Source organism: Methylibium sp. Root1272 (assembly GCF_001425905.1).
Taxonomy (GTDB): Bacteria; Pseudomonadota; Gammaproteobacteria; order Burkholderiales; family Burkholderiaceae_C; genus Methylibium.
In genome coordinates this window covers 537,533-561,834 of record NZ_LMDY01000013.1, presented here as the reverse complement: position 1 = coordinate 561,834, position 24,302 = coordinate 537,533, and the positions used below count along the sequence as shown (strand labels likewise).

The window sequence follows — 24,302 nt, the reverse complement described above, 5'->3', positions numbered from 1 at the left end:
CGATTGTAGGAAGGCGGCCCGATGCCCCTACTGCACGAAGCCGATGCCGCGCCGCTCGCGCACGCCGGGCTTCACGCGGTGCTCGGCCTCGAGCTGCGAGAGGAAGCCGTCGGGCTCGAACACGTCGCCCAGCAACTCGACCTGCCGCTGCACCGCCGCGAAGTCGCCCGGCGTCAGCACGTCCAGCGCCGCCAGCCGGCTCCGATGCTCCGCGGTCAGCGCGGCGGCGTCGCCGCCCAGCGCCTCGGCGACGAACATGCGCTCGCGTTGCGGCGCCTCCAGCGGCTTGAAGCGGATCTTGAACGAGAAGCGCCGCAGCGCCGCCTCGTCGAGTTCCTCGAACAGGTTGGTGGTGCAGACGAACACGCCGCCGAAGCGCTCCATGCCCTGCAGCATCTCGTTGACCTCGGTCACCTCGTAGTTGCGCTCGGCACGCTGGCGGCTGCGCAGGTAGCTGTCGGCCTCGTCGAGCAGCAGCACCGCGCCCTCGCGCTGCGCCTCGTCGAACATGCGCGCGAGGTTCTGTTCGGTCTCGCCGACGTACTTGCTCACCAGGTCGGAGGCGCGCTTCGCGACCAGCGGCCGCTGCAGCGCATGGGCGATGTGCTCGGCCAGGGCCGTCTTGCCGGTGCCCGGCGGGCCGTAGAGGCACAGCGTGCCGCAGCCGCGGCGCTGGAGCGCCTCGACGATGCGCGGCAGCTCGAAGCGCGTGTCGACGTTGAGGAGCCCCAGGTCGTAGCGCGTGACCGCCGGCCGCGCCGCGGTGTCGCGCCCGCGCAGGCCCAGCGCCTTGTCGGCATTGCCGAGCTGGCGCTCGATCAGCACCTGCGCCGGCACCGGCTCGCCCGCGTCGGTCACGTCGGCCGCGTCCCCGCCGGCCAGCCGCGCGAAACGCACCGCGGTGCGGATCTGCGCCGGCGTCAGCCCGGCACGGCCGGCGAGCCTGGCCACGAACTCCGGCGCGGCCTGCACGCCCTCGAGCGCGCGCTGCACGATCGCTTCTCGCGCGCCCGGCGGCGGCGAGTTCAGCTCCAGGTGGTACTGGAAGCGACGGCGGAACGCCGGGTCGATCTGCTCGATGCGGTTGGTGACCCACACCACCGGCACCGGGTTGGTCTCGAGGATCTGATTGACCCAGGCCTTGCCGCCCACCGAGCTCGAGGTGCCGCTGTCGCTCTGCTCCAGCCGCGCCATCAACTGCGCGGCGTCGTTCGACAGCGGCGGGAACACGTCTTCCACCTCATCGAACAGCAGCGCGACGTTCGGGCTGCCCTTCAGGAACACCTGGCTCATCTGCAGCGAGCGGTAGCGGTCGCGGCCCGACAGCGAGTTGCCGTCGCGGTCGGCCGACTCCACCTCGTACAGCTCCAGCGCGGCGGCCTGCGCCGCCACCTTGGCGAGTTCGGTCTTGCCGGTGCCGGGCGGACCATAGAGCAGCACGTTGACGCCGGGCTCATGGCGCGCGACCGCGTTCCGCAGCAGCGCCACCAGCATCTGCGCGTCGGCCGCGACGAACTCGAAGTCGGACAGCGCGAGCTCGGTCGGCGTGGCCGGCTTGGTGAACACCGCCATCAGGTCGCTCGGGCCCTGGTACTCGCGCATCAGCACCGGCGGCAGCTGCTCGCTGACCTTCATCAGGTCGGCCAGGTCGGTGATGTTGTGCTCGGAGATCAGGTTCTCGACCATACCGATGCGCTCGAGCCGCGAGCCGGTGCGCAAGGCCTCGGCCAGCTCGCGCTCGTCGACCTCGGCCACCTGCGCGATCGCCGCATAGGCCTCCTGCGCGCTCGACACCTTGAACTCGACCAGCAGCCCGCGCAGGTCGCGCTGGTAGCGCGCCAGCGTGCCGTACAGCAGCAGCGCACGCTCGGCCGGGTTGAGCTGCAGCAGGCCGGCCAGCGCATCGATGTTCTTCTGCACCAGCGTCGATTCCTTCTTGACGCTGCGCTGCAGCCACTCGGCGGTGGCACCCAGCACCGCCAGCAGGTCCTTGGGCGCGTCCTTGACGTACTCGTCGATGTAGAAGAACAGCGTGCCTTCCTCGTAGGGCCCGCGCCACGCGCCGTGGCGGGCGATGAAGGCGAGGTCGCTCAGCGCCGCATGGCCCTGCCAGGCCTCGTGCGCCTTGACGCGCTGACCGAGGTAATCGCGCAGCCGCCGCAGCACGCTGGGCGGCCACACCAGGTGACGGCCGGTCAGGGACAGCAGCGCGCTCCAGTCGCGCCGCAGGTTGAAGCGCCCGAGGTGCCGCAACGCCAGCGTCAGCACGAACTGCGAGCACAGCCGGTCGAGCACGGGCGCGTCCGCCAGGCCGGGCGACAGCACGTAACGGGCGTCAGCAGTACTTCTTGCCATGGCCCCTTCTCCACAACCAAGACTCCGTGCGGGCCATCTTGGCCCAGGGCGCTCGCGCGAGCAAGCCCCGGGACGGGAGTCAGGGCGAATGCGAAGCCTTTACGCCACCAGGCCGGTGTCGGCGCGGCGCTCAGCGCTCGAACACCATCCGCAGGAAACTGCGCGCCGTCACCAGGTTGGCCGGCGTGTGTGTTTCCTCGAGCACGCCGCTCATGCGCTGCAGGCGGCGCGGGCTGCGCCGGGCGCTCCACACCAGCAGATCGACGAGCCAGGGGCGCTCGTTGACGCTGTTGGCCTTCTCGTAGATCGCGAAGCGCGGCCTCAACGCCACGAGGTCGGCCTCGTAGCGGGCGCGCACGGCGTCGTCGGCGAGCGACAGGCGCCGGCCCTCGATCACCGCCTCGGCCGCCAGAACGCCGGTCTCGAGCGCCTTGCCGATGCCTTCTCCGGTGAGGGCATAGGTGCTGCCGGCCGCCTCGCCGGCCACCAGCAGTCCCGGACGCGAGTAGCGTGCGCCCTCCAGCGAACAACGCAACGGCGCCCCCTTCAGCTCACCGAGCAGCGTGCCGCCGTCCATCAGCGCACGCGCCGGCGCGTGCACCTCGGTGAACGCTGCGAAGACCTCGCGCAGGTTCACGTCCGGCATGCGATGGTGACCTCGGGCGTCGCGGTGACGGCTCTGTGCGACGCCGACCCCGATGTTGAACACGCCGTCGCGGCAGGGAAAGATCCAGCCGTAGCCGGGCTTGAGCCGGCGGTGCCACGCCACCTCGAGCTCGGTGATGCGACCGACCATCGCATCGTTCTTCACGTAGCCGCGCAGCGCCACGGCGCTGGGCGTGCGGCGCTCGCACACACCGGCCGCGAGGCCGGCCTGCGGCGCCGCCCCGCTGGCCAGCAGCACCCAGCGGGCACGGATCTCACGCGGCTCACGGCCGTCGTCCTGGGCCTGCAGGCGAGCGCCGACAACACAACCTGCTTCGTCGATCGGCTCGATGAAGCGCAGCGGCGCATGCATGCGCGCGCCGGCCTCGGCCGCGGCGCGGCACAGCACCAGGTCGAGCTGGCGGCGTGGCAGCACGGCCAGTGTGCCCGGCACGTCGATGTGGCCGCCGCGCGGCGCGATGCAGCGCAGGTGTTTCACCGGCTGCGCGAGCGCCATCACCTCGTCGAGCACGCCCAGCTTGGCCATCGCACGGTGCGCGTCGGGAATCAGGCCATCACCGCAGACCTTGTCGCGCGGAAAGGCCTGCTGGTCGATCAGCACCACGTCGACACCGGCGCGCGCCAGCGTGCGGGCCGCCGCGCTGCCGGCCGGGCCGGCACCGACCACCAGCACCTCACAGGCGGCAGGCAGGTCGGCGAGCGGGCGGTTCAGCGGAGCAGGGGGCATGCGTCGTCGGGCGGACGGGCCAGGGCAAGGCGCGGCCTGCATTCTAGAAAGCTGGAAAGCCGTCGGCTTGGCGGCACGCCTCGCCACCTCACCAGATCGACACGCGTTCCGCCTCGGGCAGGTAGAGCGCGTCGCCCGGCTGCACGCCGAAGGTGGCGTAGAAGCCGGGATGGTTGCGCACCGTGCCGTTGGCGCGGAACTCGCCGGGGGCATGCGGGCCGGCCTTGATCTGCTCGATCAACGCCGCCTTGCGCTGCTTGCCGCGCCACACCTGCGCGAAGCCGTAGAAGAAGCGCTGCGCGCCCCCCAGCCCGTCGATGACCGGCGCCGGCCGGCCACTGAGCGAGCGCTGGTAGGCCTGGAAGGCGATGGCCAGTCCGGAGTTGTCGGCGATGTTCTCGCCCAGCGACAGCGCGCCGTCGATCGGATAGCCCGGCAGCGGTTCGTAGGCGCCGTACTGCGCCACCAGCACGCCGGTCTTGGCAGCGAAGCGGGCGCGATCCTCGGCGGTCCACCAGTCGCGCAGGTTGCCTTCGGCGTCGTACTGGCTGCCCATGTCGTCGAAGCCGTGGCTGATCTCGTGGCCGATGACCGCGCCGATCGCACCGTAGTTCACCGCGTCGTCGGCGTCCGCGTCGAAGAACGGCGGCTGCAGGATGGATGCCGGGAACACGATCTCGTTCATCGACGGGTTGTAGTAGGCGTTGACGGTCTGCGGCGTCATGCCCCACTCGTCGCGGTCGATCGGCTGGCCCAGCCGGGCGAGCTGGCGCGCGTGCTCGAACGCGCGCACGCGCCGCACGTTGCCGATCAGGTCGTCGCGGCGGATCTCCAGCGCGCGGTAGTCGCGCCAGCGTACCGGGTAGCCGATCTTGGTCACGAGCCGGGTCAGCTTGGCCCGGGCCTGCTCGCGCGTGGCGGGCCCCATCCAGTCCAGCGTGTCGAGGCTCTGGCGGTAGGCCGTGAGCAGCTGCGCCACCAGCGCCTCCATGCGCGCCTTGTGGGCCGGCGGAAAGTGCCGGGCAACGTAGAGCTTGCCCAGGCCCTCGCCGAGGCAGCCCTCGACCAGCGCAACGCCGCGCTTCCAGCGTGGCAGGTTCTCCGGCGTGCCGCGCAACACCGTGCCGGTGAAGGCGAAGCGAGTGTCGACGACCGCCCGGCCCAGGAAGGGCGCGTAGGCATACAGCACGCGCAGCGTCGCGTAGGCCTTCCAGGTGGCGAGCGGTGCGTCGGCGAGTTGCGCCGACAGCGCGCCCAGGTAGCTCGGCTGGCCGACCACCAGCCATTCGGCGCGACCGGCCAGGCCGGTGCGTGCGGCGAAGCCGTCCCAGTCGATCGCCGGCGCCAGCGCGCGCAGCGCGGCGAAGTCGCAGCGGTTGTAGGTCTTCACCGGGTCGCGGTTCTCGACGCGCGACCACTGCGCTCGGGCGAGCTCGGTCTCGAGCGCCAGCACGGCCTGCGCCGCCGCCTCGGCGGCAGCCGCGGGCTCGCCGGCCAGCACCAGCATCGCGGCCATGTGCGCCCGGTACTGCGCGCGCACCTCGCCGAAGCGCGCATCGTCATCCAGCAGGTAGTAGTCGCGATCGGGCAAGCCCAGGCCGCCTTGCAACAGGAAGGGCACGTAGCGCGTCGAATCGCGGTCGTCCTGCCCGATGTGCAGCGCCAGCGGCGTGCCCAAGCCTGCGCCGACGGCCTCGGCGAGCCACGCGCCGAACTGGGCGCGATCGGCGATCGCGGCGACCGCCGCCAGCTCGGCCTGCAACGGCGCGAGGCCGCGCGCCTCGATCGCCGCCTCGTCCATGAAGCTGGCATACAGGTCGCCGATCTGCCGCGCTTCGCCGTCCTGGCTATCGACGGCAGCCTCGTCGATCAGCGCCAGCAGCTGATCCTGGATGCGATCGTGGATCTGCATGAAGGCGCCAGTGGACGCGCGGTCGGCCGGAATGGCCGTGTGCTTCAGCCAGGCGCCATTGACATGGCGGAACAGGTCGTCCTGCACGCGCACCGAGCGGTCGAAGCAGGCCTGCTCGATGCCCGACGCCGCCGCGGCACGGCCCGGCTCGGCCTGGCCCGACGCCGGCTCGGGGCCGAACAGGGCTCGGTGCAGCCCGCAAGCGTGGACAGGACGGAAGGGCGGCTCGTGCGGACTCAAGATGAAGTCTCCAGGCGGTCAGGGCTGCGCGTGCGGCGGCGCATCGCCTCGGCGCTTTCCATCCACTCTAGTGCCTGCCGCAAACCCGCGCCGCCGGCGTTGCCTGCGGCTACAGGCGCACCGAGCGGCCGACGAACAGGATCGGTCCGGTCGGCCGGCCGATCGGCGAGCCGGTTTCGGGCTCCAGCGTGAGCTCGAACAACTGCCGGGCCTCCAGCGTCGGCAGCGTCGCGACCGGCAATTCGGTGACCTGCCCGGCGCGCACCAGTCCGAGCGAGGTCGGCCCCGCGGCGCCTTCGGCCTTGGTCCAGAACTGCAGCGCCTTGCCCGGCGGCACGGCCTCGGTCGTGCCGACCGGCACCAGCCGCAACTGCCCCCCGGCCGTGGCCTCGACGACCCAGCCGGTGGCGTTGCTGCCCGGTGCCTGCAGCACCGCGAGGTAGCGCGTCGCGTCGGCCGGCGCCGGCGCGCGCAGCACCAGCAGCGTGGCCAGCACCAGCGAGGCGGCGATCGCCAGGCCGCTGGTCCACTGCCAGCGCCGCAGGCGGCGCCACGCCGGGTCGTTGGCGGCTGGGGGCACAGACGCAGCAGGCGCCACGGCGCCCGCCGACGCGGCCGCGCCGGGCCGCAGGCTGGCTTCGATGGCCGACCACAGGCCGGCCGCCGGCTCGGCTGGCGCGACACGGCCCGCCAGGCCGAGCAGGCGGTCCTGCCACACGTAGACCTCGGCCTGCAGCGCGACGTCTTCCTTCAGCGCGCGCTCGAACTCGGCGCGCTCGGCGGCGTCCAGCGTGCCCAGCACATACTCGCCTGCAGTGGCGCTGCGCTCGTGCGGATCGTCGAGGCTCACGACAGGCACTCCTTCAGCGACAGCAGGCCGCGCCGGATCCACGACTTCACGGTGCCGACCGGCGTGGCGGTCTGCTGCGCGATCTGCTCGTGGGTATAGCCCTCGACGAAGGCATAGACGATGCAGTCGCGCTTGCGCTCGTCCAGCGTCTCCATGCAGCGCGACAGCGAGGCCGCATCGGCGTGCGGCAGTTCATGCGCTGCGTTCGACACGGCGTGCTGGTCGGCCAGCGCCTCGAGCTCGTCACCCACCGGCGTCTCGCGGCGCGTGCGGCGCGCCTCGTCGAGCGCGCGATGGCGCACCACGGTGTAGATCCAGCCGCGCGCCGACCCGAGCGCGCGCTGGTAGCTCGACGCCCGCTGCCAGACCTGCAGGAAGGCGTCCTGCAGCACGTCGTGCGCGGTATCGCGGTCCCGCACGATGCGCAAGGCCACGCCGAGCAGCCAGCGCGCCTCGCGCTCGTAGAGCGCCCGCAGTGCGAAGCGCTCGCCACGGGCGCAGGCTTCGAGCGCCGATTCGTAGTCGAAAGGATCGGCCGTGCGGCTGGGGGGACTGCTGGACATGTGCGTCGATTCTGTCAGCACAGGCTGCGGCGGCGTACCAGCAGGGCGAGGGGCGGGTGGGCATGGCGGGATTCAGGCGGACACGGCAGGTGCGGCGCGATGCACCGGTCGGTGGTTCCGGTACTACGGGGCCGAGAGTCCTGCGGATGCAGCCGTCTGGATGCAGCATGACGAAATCCGATGTGCGGAGAGCTCACGTGCAGCATCGCAAGGCTGGCGTTGACGTTTTTCATGCTGGTACCGAGCGCCGCTGACCAGGCCGCCGGGCAAACGGCTCCGTTCGTGTCCCCCGTGCCGGGCTTGCGCCCGGCCCTCCTCCTTAACCTCACTCCGCCATTCACCCGACGTCCCGCTCAGCACGCACGACCTTAGCGTGCGAAGGTATTTAAAGCCAGCGCGCCACGGTGTATCGAAGCGCCGTGACGGGCCGCTGTGTGGAGTGAAGTAGAGGGGGAGGCCCGGACGGAGTCCGGGACGGAGGACATGAACGCAACACAGCGGACCGGCGCGGCGCTCGCGTTCAATGCCGCATCACACCGTTGCGGCTGCGGTGGCACTCGCCTCGCGTTGCCGCCGCTCCTCGTCGCTGCCGAGTTCGGCGCTGCGGGTGAAGCGCAGGTGGGTGATGTCGGGTGGGTAGAACATGCCCCAGAACCACTCGAAGAAGATGCGCAGCCGCCGCCCGAAGGACGGCATCTGCGACAGGTAGTAGGCGCGCCACACCAACCAGGCCGGCCAGCCGGTGAGCGGCAGGCCGGCGACCTCGGCCACGCCCTTCAGGTGACCGATCGAGGCCATCATGCCGCGCGAGCGATAGCGGAAGGCCGTGGTCGGTGCCCCGGTCACCACCGCGCCGAGATTGCGCGCAAGGTGCTGCGCTTCGCGCACAGCGAACTGCGCCGTCGGCGGCGCGGTGCTGCCGTCCAGCGCATTGGGCACGCAGGCGCAGTCGCCCACCGCCCACAGCCCGGGATAGCCGGGCACCGACAGGTCGCCGGCCACCACCACGCGGCCGCCACTGAGGGGCAGGCCGAGTCGGGCCAGCAGCGGGTTGGCTGCGGTGCCGATGGTGCCGATCACGGTGCGCCCCTCGATGAATTCCCCGTCGCCCAGTTGCACGCCGTCGGCGGTGATGCAGGTCGCCCGGGCCATCAACCGCACATCGACGCCGCGCTCGCGCAGCGAGTTCAGCGCAGCGATGCCGAGCCGGGGCGACAGCTCGGGCAGCAGCCGGTCCAGGCCCTGCAGCACCGTGACGCGCAACTCGTCGGCCGCCACGCGTGGGTAATAGCGGCGGATGCTCGCGAGGCAGTCGACCAGTTCGCCGGCCACCTCGACCCCGGAGAAGCCGCCGCCGACGACGATGAAGTGCCCGAGCGCACGGCGCGCCGACGCGTCGTCTTCCAGCTCGATGCAGGCCAGCCGGCGCAGCACCGTGTTGCGGATGTGCATCGCGTCGCCCACGGTCTTCAGCGGCAGCGCGTGCTCGGCCATGCCGGGCAGCAGGTCGAGCCGGGCCCGGTTGCCGACCGCGAGCACCAGGTGGTCGTAGGCGAGTTCGCGCTCGCCGGCCAGCGTGCGGCAGACCAGGCGGCCCGCGGCCAGATCGACCTGCGTCACCGACCCCATGATGAAGCGGCACGCGCCGCCCTGGCGCGTCATCTCGCGCACCGGAACGACCACCTGCTCCGGGAAGACCGAGGCACCGACCGCCTCCGGCAGCATCGGATTGAAGGTGGTGTAGCTCTCGTCGGAGAGCAGCGTCGTTTCCACCCCGGGCGGCAGCCTGCGGTGCAGCGAACGCACGAGTTGGGTGCCGGCAAAGCCGGCGCCGACGATGAGGATGCGGGTGCAGGGTTCGTCGGGCATGGTGGGCTCGGTGTTAACCCGAACTCATGCACGAACCGTGCGCACCGTCGCGCGCCGCGTCGCGGTGCACGGGACGGACAGGCCGCAGAGCAGCCCGTCCGTCACGGCGCCGATCAGATCTCTTCGTAGAGCGGCAGCGTCAGGAACTCGGCGAACGCGTCCTGGGTGCTCATCTGCTCGAAGATCTCGGCGGCACGATCGACCGTCAGGCCCTCGTAGCCGGCGTCCTTGATGCCCTTGAGCTCCTCGGCCACCATCTTGCGCACCATGTCGGCGGTGACCTTGCGGCCGTCGTCGAGCACGCCCTTGGGGCTGCGGATCCACTGCCACACCTGCGAACGCGAGATCTCAGCGGTCGCCGCGTCTTCCATCAGGTTGTAGATCGGCACGCAGCCGTTGCCGGCCAGCCAGGACGCCAGGTAGTAGATGCCGACGTTGATGTTCATGCGCAGCCCGGCCTCGGTGATCGGGGCCTCCGGCGCGAACTCGAGCAGTTGCGCGGCGGTGATGTGCGTATACGGCTTCTGGCGCTCGATCTGGTTCGGGCGGTCGCCCAGCACATCGACGAATTCCTTCATCGCCGACTCGACCAGGCCCGGGTGCGCGACCCAGCCGCCGTCGTAGCCGTCGTTCGCATCGCGGCGCTTGTCCTTGATGATGCCGGCCATCGCGATGGCGTTCTTCTCCGGGTCGTTCTTGATCGGGATCAGCGCGCTCATGCCGCCGATCGCCGGCGCGCCGCGCTTGTGGCAGGTCTTGAGCAGCAGCAGCGCGTAGGCGCGCATGAAGGGCGCGGTCATCGTGACCTTGGCGCGGTCGGCCAGGCAGAAGTCGCGGTCGTTCTTGAACTTCTTGATGCACGAGAAGATGTAGTCCCAGCGGCCGGCGTTCAGCCCGGCGCTGTGCTCGCGCAGCTCATAGAGGATCTCGTCCATCTCGAAGGCCGCGAGGATGGTCTCGATCAGCACCGTCGCCTTGATCGTGCCCTGCGGCAGGCCGATCTCCTTCTGGGCGGCGACGAAGACGTCGTTCCACAGCCGCGCCTCGAGGTGCGATTCCATCTTCGGCAGGTAGAAGAACGGGCCGGCGCCACGCTCGATCTGCTCCTTGGCGTTGTGGAAGAGGAACAGCGCGAAGTCGAAGATGCCGCCGGAGACGCGCTGTCCGTCGACCAGCACGTGCTTCTCGTCGAGGTGCCAGCCGCGCGGGCGCACCTGCAGCGTCGCGATCTTGTCGTTGAGCTTGTAGGTCTTGCCCGACTGGCCCAGCGTCAGCGTGCGGCGGATCGCCTTGTAGAGATTGATCTGACCCTGGATCTGGTTCGTCCAGACCGGCGAGTTGCTGTCCTCGAAGTCGGTCATGTACGAGTCGGCGCCCGAATTGAAGGCGTTGATGACCATCTTGGCCTCGACCGGGCCGGTGATCTCGACGCGGCGGCACTCCAGCGCCTTCGGGATCGGCGCGATCTTCCAGTCGCCTTCGCGGATCGCCTTCGTCTCCGGCAGGAAGTCGGGGCGCTCGCCGGCATCGAGCCGCTTCACGCGGGCCACACGCGCGGCCAGCAGTTCCTGGCGCCGGGGCTCGAACGCGCGGTGCAGCTTGACCACGAGCTCGAGCGCCGCCGGCGTGAGGATGGTCTCGAAGCCCGGCAGGATCGCCGCGTTGATCTGCAGGCCGGCAGGCAGTTGGAGGGTCGTCATGGTCAGCTCCTAGGGACGGGGAGTTTCAGGTCTTGGGAAAGAAGTCGAGCACGTCGCGCAGGCTGCTGCCGGTGCGCGTCGGCTCGGTGTCGAGGGCCTCGAGCGGGAGTTTGAAGCGGTTGACCCACAGCGTGCAGTAACCGTACCAAGTCGCGCCGATCGCGTCCCAGCCGTTGCTGGAAACGAACAGGATCTGCCGCGCCGGAATGCCCAGCGCCTGGGGGCCCAGCGCGTAGGCGGCCGGGTCGGTCTTGAAGCGCTGCACGCTCTCGACGCTGAGCACGTGGTCGAGCAGGCCCTGGCCCTTGTCGTCCACGTAACCGGCGCTGCGCACCGCGATGCCCAGCATCTCGGGGTCGCCGTTGCTGAGGATGCCGGTGGTCACGCCGCGCGCCTTCAACGCGGTCAGCACGGCCTTGTTCTCGGGAAAGGCACCGAGGTGGCGGTACTGGTTGAGCAGCTGGGTCTCACGCTCCGGCGTCAGGTCGAGCTGCAGCCGCGCGCAGGCGTAGCGCAGCCCGGCGCGCGTGAGCTCCCAGAACGGCCGGTAGCGCTGGCTCATCGAGACCAGCCGCGTGTACTCGATCTGCTTGTCGCGCCACAGCACCGCCAGCGCCTCACCCTGTCCGGGGAACAGCTGCTCGGCCAGCGTGCCGACGCTGTAGACGTCGAACAGCGTGCCGTAGGCATCGAACAGCACGGCTTGGACGGTCACGGACGGCTTGGGTGATTTCATCGAGAGTCCACTTTATTACGAACCTGAGTGCGCATTTGGCGACCGATTTGCGCTTGATCTTTTACTGGAGCATAAGTAATCTGCCCCGAACCCCGCCGACTCGCCCGACATGGATCGCCTCAAGCAGATCGAATCCTTCGCCTCCGTCGCCACCAAGGGCAGCCTGACCGCCGCCGCCGCCGCCGAGGGCGTGGCACCGGCCGTGATCGGCCGCCGCATCGATGCACTGGAAGAGCGCCTGGGGGTGAAGCTGCTGGTGCGCACCACCCGGCGCATCACGCTGACGCACGAAGGCAGCGCCTTCCTCGAGGATGCCCAGCGCCTGCTGACCGACCTGGCCAACGCCGAGGCCAGCGTCAGCGCCGGCGGCGTGAAGGCCAGCGGCCACCTGCGCCTCACCGCCCCGGCCGGCTTCGGCCGGCGTCACGTGGCGCCGCTGGTGCCGCGCTTCGCCGAGGCGCATCGCGACGTGTCGGTGTCGCTGAACCTCAGCGACCGCGTGGTCGACATCGTCAACGAGGGCTACGACTGCGCGGTGCGCGTCGGCGACCTGCCCGACTCCAGCCTGGTCAGCCTGCGGCTGGCCGACAACCGACGCCTGTGCGTGGCGGCGCCGGCCTACCTGCAGCGCGCCGGCACCCCGCAGCACCCGGGCGAGCTGGGCCGCCACCAGTGCCTGACCCTGAGCTCGAACGCCAGCCAGGCGCGCGGCTGGGCCTTCAGCATCGACGGCGAACTGACGCACCTGCGGCCGAGCGGCCGCTACGACTGCTCCGACGGCCAGGTGCTGCACGACTGGTGCCTCGCCGGCCATGGCATCGCCTGGCGCAGCACCTGGGAGGTCGAGCAGGAGGTGGCCAGCGGCACGCTGGTCACGTTGCTCGACGCCTTCGCGGCGCCGCCGAACGGCATCTACGCGGTGTTTCCGCAGCGCAAGCACCTGCCGCTGCGCGTGCGGCTGTGGATCGACTTCCTGAAGCACACCTACGGCGATTCCACCTACTGGTCGCCCCCGCTGCGCTGAAGCGCGCCGGCCCGCCGGGCCGGCGCGCGATCACTTGCTGGCGGCTGCCGCGGGGGCCCCGGCACTGTCCTTCTCGCACTTCGTGACGAAGCTGGTCTTGGCCGCGCCCGCCAGTTTCTTCTCGGTCGCCTTGGTCTCGCAGCTCGTGGCGGCGGCGGCGTCCTTCTCGCATTTCGTGACGAAGCTCGTCTTGGCGGCGCCGGCCAGCTTCTTCTCGACCGCCTTGGCATCGCAGCTCAGGGAGCCGCTGTCCTCCAGGCACTTCTTGACGAAGCTGGTCTTGGCGGCGCCCGCCAGCTTCTTCTCGGCCGCCTTGGCCTCGCAAGTGGCGTCGGCAGCGTGAGCCGCCAGCGCCGCAACGCTCAGCGCCAGGACAGTGAGTAGCTTCTTCATCGAGGATCTCCTTCGGAGCGACGAGGGCGGGATTGCCATCGGCATTGAAGCACGGGGGCTTCCCGGCCAACAAGCGATCCAACGTCTGCGGCTCGCGGGCGTTGACCCACCGATGGCGGGCTGTCAGCCTGGCCGCGCGGTCAGGCGATCCGCCGCGGATGCGCCAGCGCCTCATGCGCCACGTGCAGGCGGCGCACCAGCACGCGGATGAAGGCTTCGTCGAACAGGTGGCGGCAACCGGGGCTCAGCCGCGCCATCGAGTCCGGTGTGAACGAGATCATCGTGGCCGGCGCGACCACGCTCACATCGGTGCTGTGTCGGCGCAGCTCGGGGTTCGGCGCCAGGTAGGCCATCTCGCCGACCGAGGTGCCGGCGCCGAGATGCGCCACGCGCTGGCTGTCGCGGTACACGTCGACCGCGCCGTCCGCGATGATGTGGAAGGTGTTGCCCTCCTCGCCGCGCCGGTAGATCAGGTGGCCGAGCGGATAGCGCTGCCAGGCGCAGCGGTGCACCACCTCCCACAGCTCGACGTCGCCGAACTGGCTGAAGAACTCGAGCGAGCGCAGCAGCGTGAAGCGCTCCGAGTCGAGCACGCCCTGGACCTGGCCGCGCGGCACCTGGCGGTTGGCCACCAGCGCCGACAGCGCCTGTGCGAACTCGTCCCAGTCGGCATAGCGGTCGTCGGCGCGCTTGGCGAGCGCGCGCTGGATCACCGCGTCGAGCGCCGGCTCGACCCCGCCGCGCAGGCCGCACAGCGAAGCCGGCTGGGCGCTGTAGATCTGCGCCATCAGCACCGACTGCGCGCTGGCGTCGAATGGCGGTCGGCCGGCGATCAGGTGGTAGAGCACGGCGCCGAGCGAGTAGACGTCGGCGCGGGCGTCGAGCGTGCCGCCATCGAGCTGCTCGGGCGACATGTAGGCCAGCGAGCCGACCCGGAACACCTGGGTCGTGTCGGCCTGCAGGTTGAGCACGCTGCCGAAGTCGCTGACCTTCACGTCGATGATGTCGCCGTTCGCGTTGGTGCTGGTCAGCAGGTTGGCCGGCTTCACGTCGCGGTGGATCAGGCCCTGGCGCGACACGTAGCCCAGCGCCATCGCGCACTTGAAGCCGATTTCCACCACCTGGTCCAGCGGCAGCAGCTGGTCGGCGCGACAGAACGGCCGCAGCGTGGTGCCGGCCACGTGCTCCATCACCACGTAGGGCTCGGTCGGGTCGGGCACCGCGTCGAAGATCTGCACGACGTTGGGGTGCTGCAGCCGCCCGACCAGCGCCGCCTCGGCCGCGAAGAAACGGGCGTGCAGCGCGCCGTCGCTCACGTCGGACAGCGCGCTGGCGCGCACGCGCTTGACGGCGACGTCGCGCTCGTTGAAGTCGTCGCGGCACAGGAAGACCTCGCTGGTCGCCCCCTCGCCGAGCTTGCTCAGCACGCGGTACTTGCCGATGCGTTCCGGGAGGGTGTCGAGGGCGGCGGCGGGTGGACTCATGGCGGAGGCAAGTGTGGCCGCATCTTTCCATCGCCCCGATGTCAGGGACAAGCGCGCCACGCTCGCCGGCCCGCCCGCCGTGAAGGACTGCCCACCGATCGCGTGCCGACCCCGCCCCTAGAATCCGGCGATGATCCGTGCCCAGCAAGAGCTCCTGGCGGCCCTCGGCGATGCGCTCGCCGAACTGGCGCCCGAGCAGCCCCCCGTCGCCGCCTTCGAGAGTCCGAAACAGGCCGCCCACGGCGACCTCGCCATCACCTCGGCGATGCAGCTCGCCAAGCCGCTCAAGCGCAATCCGCGCGAGCTGGCCCAGGCCCTGATCGACGCGCTGCAGCGGCGCGAGGCGGTGCAGCGCTGGGTCGCGGCGCTCGAGATCGCAGGCCCCGGCTTCATCAACCTGCGGCTCAAGGACAGCACCAGGCAGCAGATCGTCGCCGAGGTGCTGGCGGCCGGCACCGAATTCGGCCGCCAGCCGGCCGCCACCGAGCGCGCGCTGGTCGAGTTCGTCTCGGCCAACCCCACCGGCCCGCTGCACGTCGGCCACGGCCGCCAGGCGGCGCTCGGTGACGCGATCTGCAAGCTGTTCGAGACCCAGGGCTGGCAGGTCACGCGCGAGTTCTATTACAACGACGCCGGCGTGCAGATCGGCACGCTCGCCGCGTCGACCCAGGCGCGCCTCCAGGGCCTGAAGCCGGGCGACGCGGGCTGGCCCGAGAGCGCCTACAACGGCGACTACATCGCCGACATCGCCGCCGACTTCCTGGCGAAGAAGACCGTCAAGGCCGACGACCGCGAGTTCACGGCCTCCGGCGACCCGGCGGACCTGGACGGCATCCGCCAGTTCGCGGTGGCCTACCTGCGCCACGAGCAGGACCTCGACCTGCAGGCCTTCGGTGTCCGGTTCGACCACTACTTCCTCGAGTCCAGCCTCTACGCCACCGGCCGCGTCGACGCGACGGTGGGCAAGCTGGTCGCGGCCGGCAAGACCTTCGAGGACGGCGGCGCGCTGTGGCTGCGCACCACCGACTATGGCGACGACAAGGATCGCGTCATGAAGAAGTCCGACGGCAGCTACACCTACTTCGTGCCCGACGTGGCCTACCACGTCAACAAATGGGAGCGCGGCTACCACAAGGTCATCAACATCCAGGGCAGCGACCACCACGGCACGATCGCGCGGGTGCGCGCCGGACTGCAGGCCGCGGACGTGGGCATCCCCTCGGGCTACCCCGACTACGTGCTGCACAAGATGGTCACCGTGATGCGCGGCGGCGAGGAGGTCAAGATCTCCAAGCGCGCCGGCAGCTACGTGACGCTGCGCGACCTGATCGACTGGACCGGCAAGGACGCGGTGCGCTTCTTCCTGATCAGCCGCAAGGCCGACACCGAGTTCGTGTTCGACGTCGACCTGGCGCTGAAGAAGAACGACGAGAACCCGGTCTACTACGTGCAGTACGCGCACGCGCGCATCTGCTCGGTCATCGTGCAGTGGCGCGAGCAGCAGGCCGGCGACCCGGCCACGCTGGCCCAGGCCGACCTGGCGCGGCTGGTCGCGCCGACCGAGGCCGCGCTGATGCTCAAGCTGGCTGCCTACCCGGTGATGCTGAGCGGCGCCGCCGACACCCTGGCGCCGCACGACGTGGCTTTCTACCTGCGCGATCTGGCCGGCGCCTTCCACAGCTATTACGCGGCCGAGCGCTTTCTCACCGACGACCCGGCGCTGAGCCGCGCCCGGCTGGCGCTGCTCGCCGCCACCGCGCAGGTACTGCGCAACGGCCTGGCGGTGCTCGGCGTCAGCGCCCCCGACAGGATGTGACCGGAGCTGCCATGCCCTTCTTCCCCTTCCCTCGCCGCTCGTCGCAGCACGGTGGCTTCATCGTCGGCCTGATCGTCGGCCTGCTGATCGGCCTGGCGCTCGCGCTGGGCGTCGCGCTGTACGTCACCAAGGTGCCGATCCCGTTCATCAACAAGGTCCCGCAGCGCACCGCGGAGCAGGACGCGGCCGAGGCCGAACGCAACCGCAACTGGGATCCCAACACGCCGCTGCATGGCAAGAAGCCGGCGGGAGCCGCCTCCGGTGCCGGCACGCCGACCGCTCCTGCCGCCTCGGGCCCGGCCACCGGCGCGGCACGGCCCGCGCCCGATGGTCGCGATCCAGCCGCGATCCTCGGCGGCGGCGGCCCGGCCCGGCCCGGGCCCGACCTGTCCACCACCGGAGCCTCCGAAGCGTTTGTCTATTTCGTGCAGGCCGGCGCCTACGCGCGCACCGAGGAGGCCGAGGCGCAGCGCGCCAAGCTGGCGATCCAGGGCTTCGAGTCCAAGATCACCGAGCGCGAGCAATCGGGCCGGACGATGTACCGTGTGCGCGTCGGCCCGTTCGTACAGCGTGCCGAGGCCGAGAAGGTGAAGGAAACGCTGGACGGTGCCGGCACCGTGTCGGCGCTGGTGCGGGTGCAGAAATGAACTTCGCGGCGCGGGGATGACTCCACCGCTGCGTCTGTCTGATCGCTGAAAGGATGCTCATGAACCGTCGTGACTTCACGACCCTGTCGCTGGCCACCACCTGCGCCGGACTGCTGCCCGCTCTCGGCCATGCCCAGGGCGGCCCGGTCGAGGGCAAGGACTACGTGAAGCTGTCGCAGCGCCAGCCGACGCAGGATCCGAAGAAACTCGAGGTCGTGGAGTTCTTCTGGTATGGCTGCCCGCACTGCCACGCCTTCGAGCCGATGCTCGAGGCCTGGGTCAAGAAGCTCCCGCCGGACATCAACTTCCGGCGCCTGCCGGTCGCCTTCCGCGAAGTGCCGTTCGTGCTGCACCAGAAGCTGTACTTCGCGATCGAGGCCCAGGGGCTGGTCGACACGCTGCACCGCAAGGTCTTCACCGCGATGCACGTGGAACGCAATCCGCTGAACACCCCCGAGGCGATCGGCGACTTCGTGGCCAAGAATGGGGTCGACAAGGCCAAGTTCCTCGACGTGATGAACTCGTTCGCGGTGCAGACCAAGGCCCGCCAGGCCGCGGCGCTGTCGGCCGGCTACAAGATCGACGGCACGCCGGCGATCGGCATCAACGGGGCCTACTACACCTCGGGTTCGCTGGCCGGCAGCAACGACCGCGCGCTGGCAATCACCGACCACCTGATCGCCCAGATTCGCAAGAGCGGCTGACCCTCGTTTGGCGTCGACGCGACAGCGGCCGTCGGAGCGGCCGCCGGCCGTGGCAAGCGGTCGAACTCACCCTAGAATCGGCAGCAAGATTCATGCCGATTCCCTTCATGTCTTCTCCGACCCCCTACCCTGCATTGCAGCGCACCAAGCTGACGCAGCCCCTTTGCCGGGCCTTCCTGGCGGTGCTGGGGCTGGCCGTGCTGCCGGCCTTCGCGGCCGACAAGAGTGACCGCAGCCAGCCGCTGGCCTTCACCGCCGATTCGGCGCGGGTCGATGAGGTCAAGCAGCTCAACATCCTGTCGGGCAACGTCGAGATCACCAAGGGCAGCATCGTCATCCGCGCCGATCGGGTCGAGGTGCGCCAGAGCCCCGAGGGCTACCAGTCTGCGGTCGCCACCGGCTGGCCGAACAAGCGCGCCTACTTCCGCCAGAAGCGCGGCAGCAACGACGAGTACATCGAGGGCGAGGCCGAGCGGCTCGAGTACGACGGCCGCGGCGACACCGTGCGGCTCGTGAACCAGGCCGTGCTGCGGCGCTTTCGCGGCAGCACGCTGGCCGACGAGGTGGCCGGCAACACCATCTCCTACGACAACGTGACCGAGGTGTTCCAGGTGCTCGGCGGCCCGGCCTCCGCGGCCGCACCGGGCCGGGTGCGCGGTGTGCTGACGCCGCGCGAGAACCCGGCCTCGGCGCCCAACTCCGGGGCAGGGGCGCGGCCATGAACACGGCGACGGCGAGCCGCCTGGAGGCTCGCGGACTGCAGAAGAGCTACGGCGCCCGCAAGGTCGTCAAGGACGTGCATCTGGCGGTCGCGGCCGGCGAGGTGGTGGGCTTGCTCGGCCCGAACGGCGCCGGCAAGACCACCAGCTTCTACATGATCGTGGGCCTGGTGCGCGCCGACGCCGGCGAGATCCGCATCGACGGCGCGCCGATCGAGCGCCTGCCGATCCACCAGCGCTCGCGCCTCGGGCTGTCCTACCTGCCGCAGGAGGCCTCGATCTTCCGCAAGCTCACCGTCGAGGAGAACATCCGCGCGGTGCTGGAGCTGCAGTTCGACGAGCGCGGCAAGGCCTACACCAAGGCCCGCATCGACGAGCTGCTCGACGGCCTGCTGCACGACCTGTCGATCGACAAGCTGCGCGACAGCCCGGCCCCGGCGCTGTCGGGCGGCGAGCGGCGGCGCGTCGAGATCGCCCGCGCGCTGGCCACGCAGCCGCGCTTCATCCTGCTCGACGAGCCGTTCGCCGGCGTCGATCCGATCGCGGTGATCGAGATCCAGCGAATCATCGGTTTCCTCAAGAGCCGCGGCATCGGCGTGCTGATCACCGACCACAACGTGCGCGAGACCCTGGGCATCTGCCACCGCGCCTACATCATCAGTGAAGGACGCGTGCTGGCCGAAGGCACCCCCGAGCAGATCGTCGAGAACCCCGACGTCCGCAAGGTCTACCTCGGCGAGCACTTCAGGATGTAATGAAGCCTTCCCTGCAGGTCCGTTTTTCGCAGCATCTGGCGCTGACGCCGCAGCTGCAGCAGTCGATCCGGCTGCTGCAGCTGTCCACGCTCGAGCTTCACCAGGAAGTCGAGCAGATGCTGGAGCAGAACCCCTTCCTCGAAGTGGAGGAAGACGCGCCGACCCCGTTCGACGCACCGGTGGAGCGCGCCACGGTCACCGAGCGCCAGGCCGACGAAGCCTGGGAGGGCTCGGGGTCCGAGGTGGCCGCCGACCCCGAGCCCGTGGCGGTGGACGCGGCCGATTTCGGCACCACCGAGCGCGAGGACTGGGAGAACGGCACCGAGCGCGAGGACTTCGACGGCATCCGTGAGACGCCCGGCAAGGCCAGCAACAACGACAGCGACGAGTTCGACCCCATGGAGCGCAGCAGCGCCGGGGTCAGCCTGCAGGACCATCTGCGCGACCAGTTGCGCGGCATGCGACTGAGCGACGAGGACCGCGGCGCGGTGATGGTGCTGATCGAGTCGCTCGACGAGGACGGCTACCTGGCCGACCCTCTGGAAGAGATCGCCCAACGCCTGGCCGGCGACGAGGACGACATCGCGGTCGAGGAACTGCTCGACCGCCTGCGCTGCGCGCTGAAGTGGCTGCACAACCTGGAGCCGCTGGGCGTCGGTGCGCGCGACCTGTCGGAGTGCCTGACGCTGCAGTTGCGGGCCGGGCCGCGCTGCGAGGCGCAGATGATCGCGATCCTGATCTGCAAGTACCACCTCGAGCTGCTGGCCCGGCGCGACGGCAAGAAGCTGATGGCCGCCACCGGCGCCGACGAGGAGCTGCTGAAGGCCGCGCAGGCGCTGATCGTGCGCTGCGAGCCCAAGCCCGGCCGGCCCTTCACCAAGGCCGAGGCCAACATCATCGTGCCCGACGTGATCGTGCAGAAGGCCGGCCGCGGCTGGCGCGTCGTGCTCAATCCCGACGTGATGCCCAAGCTGCGCATCAATGACCTCTACGCGCAGGCGATCAAGCAGCAGCGCGGCGCGCGCACCGAATCGGGCGCGGGCCTGAGCTCGCGGCTGCAGGAGGCGCGCTGGTTCATGAAGAACATCCTGCAGCGCTTCGACACCATCCAGCGTGTCTCGCAGGCCATCGTCGAGCGGCAGAAGGCCTTCTTCAGCCACGGCGCGATCGCGATGAAGCCGCTGGTGCTGCGCGAGATCGCCGACGAGCTGGGCCTGCACGAGTCGACCATCTCGCGCGTGACCACGGCCAAGTACATGTCCACGCCCTACGGCACCTTCGAGCTGAAGTACTTCTTCGGCTCCTCGCTCAACACCGAGGCTGGCGGCAACGCGTCGAGCACCGCGGTGCGCGCGCTGATCAAGCAGCTGGTCAGTGCCGAAGACGCGAAGAAGCCGCTGTCGGACAGCCAGCTCAGCAGCATGCTGGAGGAGCAGGGCATCCAGGTGGCGCGCCGCACGGTGGCGAAGTACCGCGAGGCGCTGAAGATCGCGCCGGCCAACCTGCGGCGCACGATGATGTGAGGCCGAGGTCTCGGGCCCGAACCGGCCACAAGACCCAGCGCCCCGCCCGGCGTCCACCGAGGCGCAAGCGCAACCCTCGAACCCCTCTGCACGCATGAACGCCGCCCTTCCGCCCGACGCCCCGCCGTCCTCCCTGTTCCTGCCCTGCGCCGCCGGCGTCGAAGCGCTGCTGGCCGACGAGGTGGCCCGGCTGCTGCCCGGTGCCGCGGCGCAGACGCAGCGCGGCGGCGTGATGGTGCGCGGCGGCCCGCGCGAGGCGATGGCGCTCAACCTCGGCAGCCGGCTCGCCCAGCGCGTGCTGTGGCAGGTGGCCGACGCGCCCTACCGCAGCGAGGACGACCTGTACGCGCTGGCCCGCAGCCCGCGCTGGCCCGACTGGATCACCCCGACGCAGACCCTGAAGGTCGACGTGACGGCCCAGCGCGCGCCGCTCAAGAGCCTGAACTTCGCCGCGCTGCGCATCAAGGACGGCGTGTGCGATGCGATGCGCGACGCGCTCGGCGCGCGCCCCAGCGTCGACACCCGCCGCCCCGACCTGCCCCTGCTGCTGCACCTGGCGCCCGAACACGCCACGCTGTATGTCGACACCTCGGGCGAGGCGCTGTTCAAGCGCGGCTGGCGTGAAGACCAGGGCGAGGCGCCGCTGAAGGAGACGCTGGCCGCCGCGATGCTGGCCGCGGCCGGCTGGCAGGGCCGCGAGGCCGACGGACCGCTGCTCGACCCGGTGTGCGGTTCCGGCACGATCGCGATCGAGGCGGCGCAGATCGCCTGCGGCATCGCGCCCGGCTCGCTGCGGCGCTTCGCGTTCGAGCGACTCGGACCGTTTCGCGATGCCGGCAGCCAGCGCCTGTGGCGCGAGCTGCGCGAGGCCGCGCGCGCCGCCGTGCATGCCAGCGCGGTACCGATCTTCGCCGGCGACGTGGCCTTCCGCATGACCGACTTCGCAGCGCGCAACGCCCAGCGCGCCGGCGTCGCGGCCGCGATCGAGTTGAAGACGGTCGACGCGCTGCAACGCAGCGCCCCGGCCGCCGCCGGCACGCTGATGCTCAACCCGCCCTATGGCGAGCGCATCGACCCCAAGGGCTCGCGCGGCGACGGCACCGGGCGGCGCGCGCCGCCGACCGTCGCGCGCGAGGGCTTCGAGGACGGCGCCTCGGCCAACGAGTTCTTCGCCCGCCTCGCCAGCCACTGGAAGCGCGCCTACCCGGGCTGGACCGCGTGGGTGCTCAGCCCCGACATGAAACTGCCGCAGTCGATGCGCCTGAAGGAGAGCCGGCGCGTGCCGATGTGGAACGGCCCGATCGAATGCCGGCTGTTCCGCTTCGACCTCGTGGCCGGCTCGATGCGCGAGCCGGGCTGAGGCGCGCCGGAGCGCCGGCCTCAGCGCGGCACTTCGAGGTCGATCGGCGCCGACGTGGCCATCACCTGCTGGTCGGCGTTCTGCACCAGCTCGACCTTGAGCTTGTAGTTGCCCGGCGGCGGCGCGAGCCAGACCTCGGTCAGCCCCTTGACGAGGTCGATGCGCTCGGTCGGCGCGCCGGCCCGCTCGGCGATCAGGCGGAAGTGGCCCACGCCCTTGTCCTGGATGTCGACGTGGCCCACGTTCAGGCCCGACGCATGCAGCCGCACCCGGAACGGCGGGCGCTGCGGCTCGCCGCTGCGCGGCTCGAGGATCGCGACGCCCGGCTGGATCAGCGTCTTCGGGTCGACGTCCTCGTTCTTCTTCGTCACCGTGATCTTCATCGGCTTGCTGTAGACGAAGTAGGGGATGTGCTTGTGGTCCGCCAGCAGCAGCCGCAGCGTGTAGGTGCCGGGCACGAAGGTGAGCACCGTCTCCATCTGGCCCTTGCCGAAGTGGATGTACTGGTCGTTGAAGGGCAGCGGCTTGGTGAAGTCGAGCGGCAGGTCGCGGTTGACCAGCAGGTGGTGGTGCCCGGCGCCGTCGACCGGCTTCACGATCGGCGCCAGCCCGTAGCGCGACAGGCCGAACTTCAGCACGAAGGGCGTCTCGATGCTGTCGCCGTCGCGCAGGTTGGTGAAGTAGGTCTCGGGCTGCTGGGTGCGCAGCGGCGAGCTGAGCCAGGGGTGGTCGGCCGCGACGGCCGGCGCGGCCAGCAGGGCGGCCGCGATCCAGGCGAAGTAGGAACGCATCGTGGGGGTCTTTCGGTCGGAGGTCGTGCGGGCGTCGGTCAACGCAGGACCGGAGTGTCCGGCAATTCGTTCGGATTGCCACCCCCCGGCGCCACCGGGAAGTGCTCGCGCAGCACGGCATCCACGGCGTCGATCGCGGCGTGCAGCCCGTCCTCGAAGCGCTGCTCGCGGAAGGCCGCGCCCATGCCGTCGACGATGGCCTGCCACCCCGCGGCATCGACGTGCCGCGTGAGGCCGCGGTCGGCCACGATCTCGATGCGGTGATCGGCCAGCAGCAGGTAGATCAGCACGCCGTTGTTGTGCTCGGTGTCCCACACGCGCAGCTTGCCGAACAGCGACAGCGCACGATCGTGGGCGTCGACGTCGCGCCACAGGTAGCCCAGCGGCAGCCCCGCCTCCACGCAGACGCGGATCTCGCCGCTGTGCGCCGCCTCGCTGGCGCGCACGCGCTGCTCGATGCGCTCCAGCGCCACCGGACCGAGCGCGCGGCGCGCGTCGTCCTCGTCGAGCCAGCAGTGGCGCAGCAGACGGGTCAGCCGGTTCATCATCACCAGTCCCCCGACGCGCCGCCGCCGCCGAAATCACCGCCGCCGCCGGACGAGAAACCACCGCCGCCGCCACCGCCCCAACCGCCGCCACTGCCCCCGCCGCCCCAGATGATGGGTGGCACGCCATGGCCGCCGGTGTCGAGGCCGCGCCGCCGCGCCGCACCGAGCCCCAGCACCCCCACCAGCACCAGCGCCACCAACGCGGCCGCGCCGCCGATCAGCAGGCTGGCCGACACCGCCCAGGCCAGGCCGCCGGCCCCGGCGCTGGTGGCCAGCGTGCCGAGCTTGCGGCCCAGCACACCGGTCAGCACGGCGCCGGCGATCGGCACCGCGAGCAGGAAGAACATCGCGAAGTCCTGCCATTGCGCGCCGGACTCGGCCGCCCTGGGCCCGGAGCCGGGCGCCGGCAGCGCCTCGCCGCGGATGCGCGCCGCGAGCTGGTCGACCGCCGCGTTCAGACCGCCCGCGAAATCGCCGGCCCGGAAGGCCGGCGTCAGCGCACGGTCGATGATCTGTTTGGCCGCCAGGTCGGGCACCGCGCCCTCGAGCGCCTTGGCCACCTCGATGCGGACCTTGCGGTCGTCCTTGGCCACCAGCACGATCAGGCCGTCGCCGACCTCGCGCCGGCCGATCTTCCAGCTCTCGCCGACGCGCTGCGCGTAGGCGGCGATGTCCTCGGGCTGGGTGGTCGCGACGACCAGCACCACCAGCTGCGAGCCGGCCTCGCGCTCGAAGGCCGCGAGCTTGGCCTCCAGCGCGCTGACCTGCGCGCGCGTCAGCGTGCCGGTCTGGTCGATCACGCTGGCGCTGAGCACCGGCACCGGCCGCAGGTCCTGGGCGCTGCTCGCGCTCCACGGACCCACCCCCAGCAACGCCAGCGCCAGGCTTGCGAGCCAGCGCCGCCAGCCGTGTCGCATCAA

General features: G+C 70.7%; 21 protein-coding genes. 8 read left to right on the top strand and 13 right to left on the bottom strand.

Going from position 1 to position 24,302, the window contains the following annotated elements; all coding sequences use genetic code 11:
- Positions 1–27 precede the first annotated feature (27 nt).
- From ASC67_RS11680 to ASC67_RS11645, 8 genes are all read right to left on the bottom strand, one after another.
- On the bottom strand, positions 28–2,355 hold the full coding sequence (locus tag ASC67_RS11680) for an AAA family ATPase (RefSeq protein ID WP_056320214.1): 2,328 nt from the start codon (positions 2,353–2,355) through the stop codon (positions 28–30).
- A gap of 130 nt (positions 2,356–2,485) precedes the next feature.
- Positions 2,486–3,748, bottom strand: coding sequence for an NAD(P)/FAD-dependent oxidoreductase (locus ASC67_RS11675; RefSeq protein ID WP_056320210.1), 1,263 nt, complete (start codon positions 3,746–3,748; stop codon positions 2,486–2,488).
- An 88-nt stretch (positions 3,749–3,836) separates the two neighbouring features.
- Complete coding sequence (locus ASC67_RS11670) at positions 3,837–5,900, bottom strand: M13 family metallopeptidase (RefSeq protein WP_056320206.1); 2,064 nt, start codon at positions 5,898–5,900, stop codon at positions 3,837–3,839.
- A 109-nt stretch (positions 5,901–6,009) separates the two neighbouring features.
- Positions 6,010–6,750 carry an anti-sigma factor domain-containing protein gene (locus ASC67_RS11665; RefSeq protein ID WP_056320201.1) on the bottom strand — a complete coding sequence of 247 codons (741 nt, stop codon included), beginning with the start codon at positions 6,748–6,750 and terminating at the stop codon, positions 6,010–6,012.
- Entirely contained in the window at positions 6,747–7,313 is a 567-nt protein-coding gene (locus ASC67_RS11660; protein ID WP_056320197.1) for a sigma-70 family RNA polymerase sigma factor, read from the bottom strand. Before ASC67_RS11660 ends, ASC67_RS11665 begins: the two co-directional genes overlap by 4 nt.
- A 531-nt stretch (positions 7,314–7,844) precedes the next feature.
- Positions 7,845–9,182: an NAD(P)/FAD-dependent oxidoreductase gene (locus ASC67_RS11655; protein ID WP_056320193.1), complete on the bottom strand. Its 1,338-nt coding sequence runs from the start codon at positions 9,180–9,182 to the stop codon at positions 7,845–7,847.
- A gap of 113 nt (positions 9,183–9,295) precedes the next feature.
- Entirely contained in the window at positions 9,296–10,882 is a 1,587-nt protein-coding gene (aceB, locus tag ASC67_RS11650) for a malate synthase A (RefSeq protein WP_056320189.1), read from the bottom strand.
- Positions 10,883–10,907: 25 nt separating this feature from the next.
- Entirely contained in the window at positions 10,908–11,618 is a 711-nt protein-coding gene (locus tag ASC67_RS11645) for a haloacid dehalogenase type II (RefSeq protein ID WP_056320185.1), read from the bottom strand.
- Between the two features lie 109 nt (positions 11,619–11,727).
- Here ASC67_RS11645 and ASC67_RS11640 point away from each other — a divergent pair, with 109 nt between their 5' ends.
- Positions 11,728–12,642: a LysR family transcriptional regulator gene (locus ASC67_RS11640; protein WP_056320181.1), complete on the top strand. Its 915-nt coding sequence runs from the start codon at positions 11,728–11,730 to the stop codon at positions 12,640–12,642.
- Positions 12,643–12,672: 30 nt separating this feature from the next.
- Here the strand turns inward: ASC67_RS11640 and ASC67_RS11635 are convergent, their stop codons facing one another.
- On the bottom strand, positions 12,673–13,035 hold the full coding sequence (locus ASC67_RS11635; protein WP_056320176.1) for a hypothetical protein: 363 nt from the start codon (positions 13,033–13,035) through the stop codon (positions 12,673–12,675).
- A 140-nt stretch (positions 13,036–13,175) separates the two neighbouring features.
- On the bottom strand, positions 13,176–14,519 hold the full coding sequence (locus tag ASC67_RS11630; RefSeq protein WP_056320172.1) for a serine/threonine-protein kinase: 1,344 nt from the start codon (positions 14,517–14,519) through the stop codon (positions 13,176–13,178).
- A gap of 130 nt (positions 14,520–14,649) precedes the next feature.
- On the opposite strand from ASC67_RS11630, the gene argS reads away from it, so the two are divergent.
- The 7 genes from argS to ASC67_RS11595 all read left to right on the top strand — a co-directional run bounded on the left by argS (position 14,650) and on the right by ASC67_RS11595 (position 22,043).
- On the top strand, positions 14,650–16,335 hold the full coding sequence (argS, locus tag ASC67_RS11625; RefSeq protein WP_056320169.1) for an arginine--tRNA ligase: 1,686 nt from the start codon (positions 14,650–14,652) through the stop codon (positions 16,333–16,335).
- 11 nt (positions 16,336–16,346) lie between these two features.
- Complete coding sequence (locus tag ASC67_RS11620; RefSeq protein WP_056320166.1) at positions 16,347–16,982, top strand: SPOR domain-containing protein; 636 nt, start codon at positions 16,347–16,349, stop codon at positions 16,980–16,982.
- Positions 16,983–17,041: 59 nt separating this feature from the next.
- Entirely contained in the window at positions 17,042–17,686 is a 645-nt protein-coding gene (locus tag ASC67_RS11615; protein WP_056320161.1) for a thiol:disulfide interchange protein DsbA/DsbL, read from the top strand.
- Positions 17,687–17,793: 107 nt separating this feature from the next.
- On the top strand, positions 17,794–18,408 hold the full coding sequence (gene lptA, locus ASC67_RS11610; protein ID WP_235566294.1) for a lipopolysaccharide transport periplasmic protein LptA: 615 nt from the start codon (positions 17,794–17,796) through the stop codon (positions 18,406–18,408).
- Complete coding sequence (lptB, locus tag ASC67_RS11605; RefSeq protein ID WP_056320153.1) at positions 18,405–19,160, top strand: LPS export ABC transporter ATP-binding protein; 756 nt, start codon at positions 18,405–18,407, stop codon at positions 19,158–19,160. Before lptA ends, lptB begins: the two co-directional genes overlap by 4 nt.
- Positions 19,160–20,683 (top strand): RNA polymerase factor sigma-54, encoded by a 1,524-nt coding sequence (locus tag ASC67_RS11600; RefSeq protein WP_056320150.1) that lies wholly within the window; start codon positions 19,160–19,162, stop codon positions 20,681–20,683. The genes lptB and ASC67_RS11600 overlap by 1 nt, the downstream gene beginning before the upstream one ends.
- Before the next feature lie 94 nt (positions 20,684–20,777).
- On the top strand, positions 20,778–22,043 hold the full coding sequence (locus tag ASC67_RS11595; RefSeq protein ID WP_056320145.1) for a class I SAM-dependent RNA methyltransferase: 1,266 nt from the start codon (positions 20,778–20,780) through the stop codon (positions 22,041–22,043).
- A 20-nt stretch (positions 22,044–22,063) separates the two neighbouring features.
- On the opposite strand, the gene ASC67_RS11590 is transcribed toward ASC67_RS11595, so the two are convergent.
- The 3 genes from ASC67_RS11590 to ASC67_RS11580 are packed head-to-tail and all read right to left on the bottom strand — an operon-like array spanning position 22,064 to position 24,299.
- The gene (locus tag ASC67_RS11590; protein WP_056320141.1) at positions 22,064–22,834 is read right to left on the bottom strand and encodes a DUF4399 domain-containing protein; all 771 of its coding nucleotides are present in this window, start codon (positions 22,832–22,834) and stop codon (positions 22,064–22,066) included.
- A 38-nt stretch (positions 22,835–22,872) separates the two neighbouring features.
- Positions 22,873–23,382 (bottom strand): TPM domain-containing protein, encoded by a 510-nt coding sequence (locus tag ASC67_RS11585; protein ID WP_056320138.1) that lies wholly within the window; start codon positions 23,380–23,382, stop codon positions 22,873–22,875.
- Complete coding sequence (locus ASC67_RS11580) at positions 23,382–24,299, bottom strand: YgcG family protein (protein ID WP_056320135.1); 918 nt, start codon at positions 24,297–24,299, stop codon at positions 23,382–23,384. The genes ASC67_RS11585 and ASC67_RS11580 overlap by 1 nt, the downstream gene beginning before the upstream one ends.
- Positions 24,300–24,302 lie beyond the last annotated feature (3 nt).

Bases quoted from the DNA above. Each gene is read 5' to 3' on its own strand.
- ASC67_RS11680 (WP_056320214.1), bottom strand. From the start codon at position 2,355: ATGGCAAGAAGTACTGCTGACGCCCGTTACGTGCTGTCGCCCGGCCTG.
- ASC67_RS11675 (WP_056320210.1), bottom strand. From the start codon at position 3,748: ATGCCCCCTGCTCCGCTGAACCGCCCGCTCGCCGACCTGCCTGCCGCC.
- ASC67_RS11660 (WP_056320197.1), bottom strand. From the start codon at position 7,313: ATGTCCAGCAGTCCCCCCAGCCGCACGGCCGATCCTTTCGACTACGAA.
- ASC67_RS11655 (WP_056320193.1), bottom strand. From the start codon at position 9,182: ATGCCCGACGAACCCTGCACCCGCATCCTCATCGTCGGCGCCGGCTTT.
- aceB (WP_056320189.1), bottom strand. From the start codon at position 10,882: ATGACGACCCTCCAACTGCCTGCCGGCCTGCAGATCAACGCGGCGATC.
- ASC67_RS11645 (WP_056320185.1), bottom strand. From the start codon at position 11,618: ATGAAATCACCCAAGCCGTCCGTGACCGTCCAAGCCGTGCTGTTCGAT.
- ASC67_RS11640 (WP_056320181.1), top strand. From the start codon at position 11,728: ATGGATCGCCTCAAGCAGATCGAATCCTTCGCCTCCGTCGCCACCAAG.
- ASC67_RS11635 (WP_056320176.1), bottom strand. From the start codon at position 13,035: ATGAAGAAGCTACTCACTGTCCTGGCGCTGAGCGTTGCGGCGCTGGCG.
- ASC67_RS11630 (WP_056320172.1), bottom strand. From the start codon at position 14,519: ATGAGTCCACCCGCCGCCGCCCTCGACACCCTCCCGGAACGCATCGGC.
- argS (WP_056320169.1), top strand. From the start codon at position 14,650: ATGATCCGTGCCCAGCAAGAGCTCCTGGCGGCCCTCGGCGATGCGCTC.
- ASC67_RS11620 (WP_056320166.1), top strand. From the start codon at position 16,347: ATGCCCTTCTTCCCCTTCCCTCGCCGCTCGTCGCAGCACGGTGGCTTC.
- ASC67_RS11615 (WP_056320161.1), top strand. From the start codon at position 17,042: ATGAACCGTCGTGACTTCACGACCCTGTCGCTGGCCACCACCTGCGCC.
- lptA (WP_235566294.1), top strand. From the start codon at position 17,794: ATGTCTTCTCCGACCCCCTACCCTGCATTGCAGCGCACCAAGCTGACG.
- lptB (WP_056320153.1), top strand. From the start codon at position 18,405: ATGAACACGGCGACGGCGAGCCGCCTGGAGGCTCGCGGACTGCAGAAG.
- ASC67_RS11600 (WP_056320150.1), top strand. From the start codon at position 19,160: ATGAAGCCTTCCCTGCAGGTCCGTTTTTCGCAGCATCTGGCGCTGACG.
- ASC67_RS11595 (WP_056320145.1), top strand. From the start codon at position 20,778: ATGAACGCCGCCCTTCCGCCCGACGCCCCGCCGTCCTCCCTGTTCCTG.
- ASC67_RS11590 (WP_056320141.1), bottom strand. From the start codon at position 22,834: ATGCGTTCCTACTTCGCCTGGATCGCGGCCGCCCTGCTGGCCGCGCCG.
- ASC67_RS11585 (WP_056320138.1), bottom strand. From the start codon at position 23,382: ATGATGAACCGGCTGACCCGTCTGCTGCGCCACTGCTGGCTCGACGAG.
- ASC67_RS11580 (WP_056320135.1), bottom strand. From the start codon at position 24,299: ATGCGACACGGCTGGCGGCGCTGGCTCGCAAGCCTGGCGCTGGCGTTG.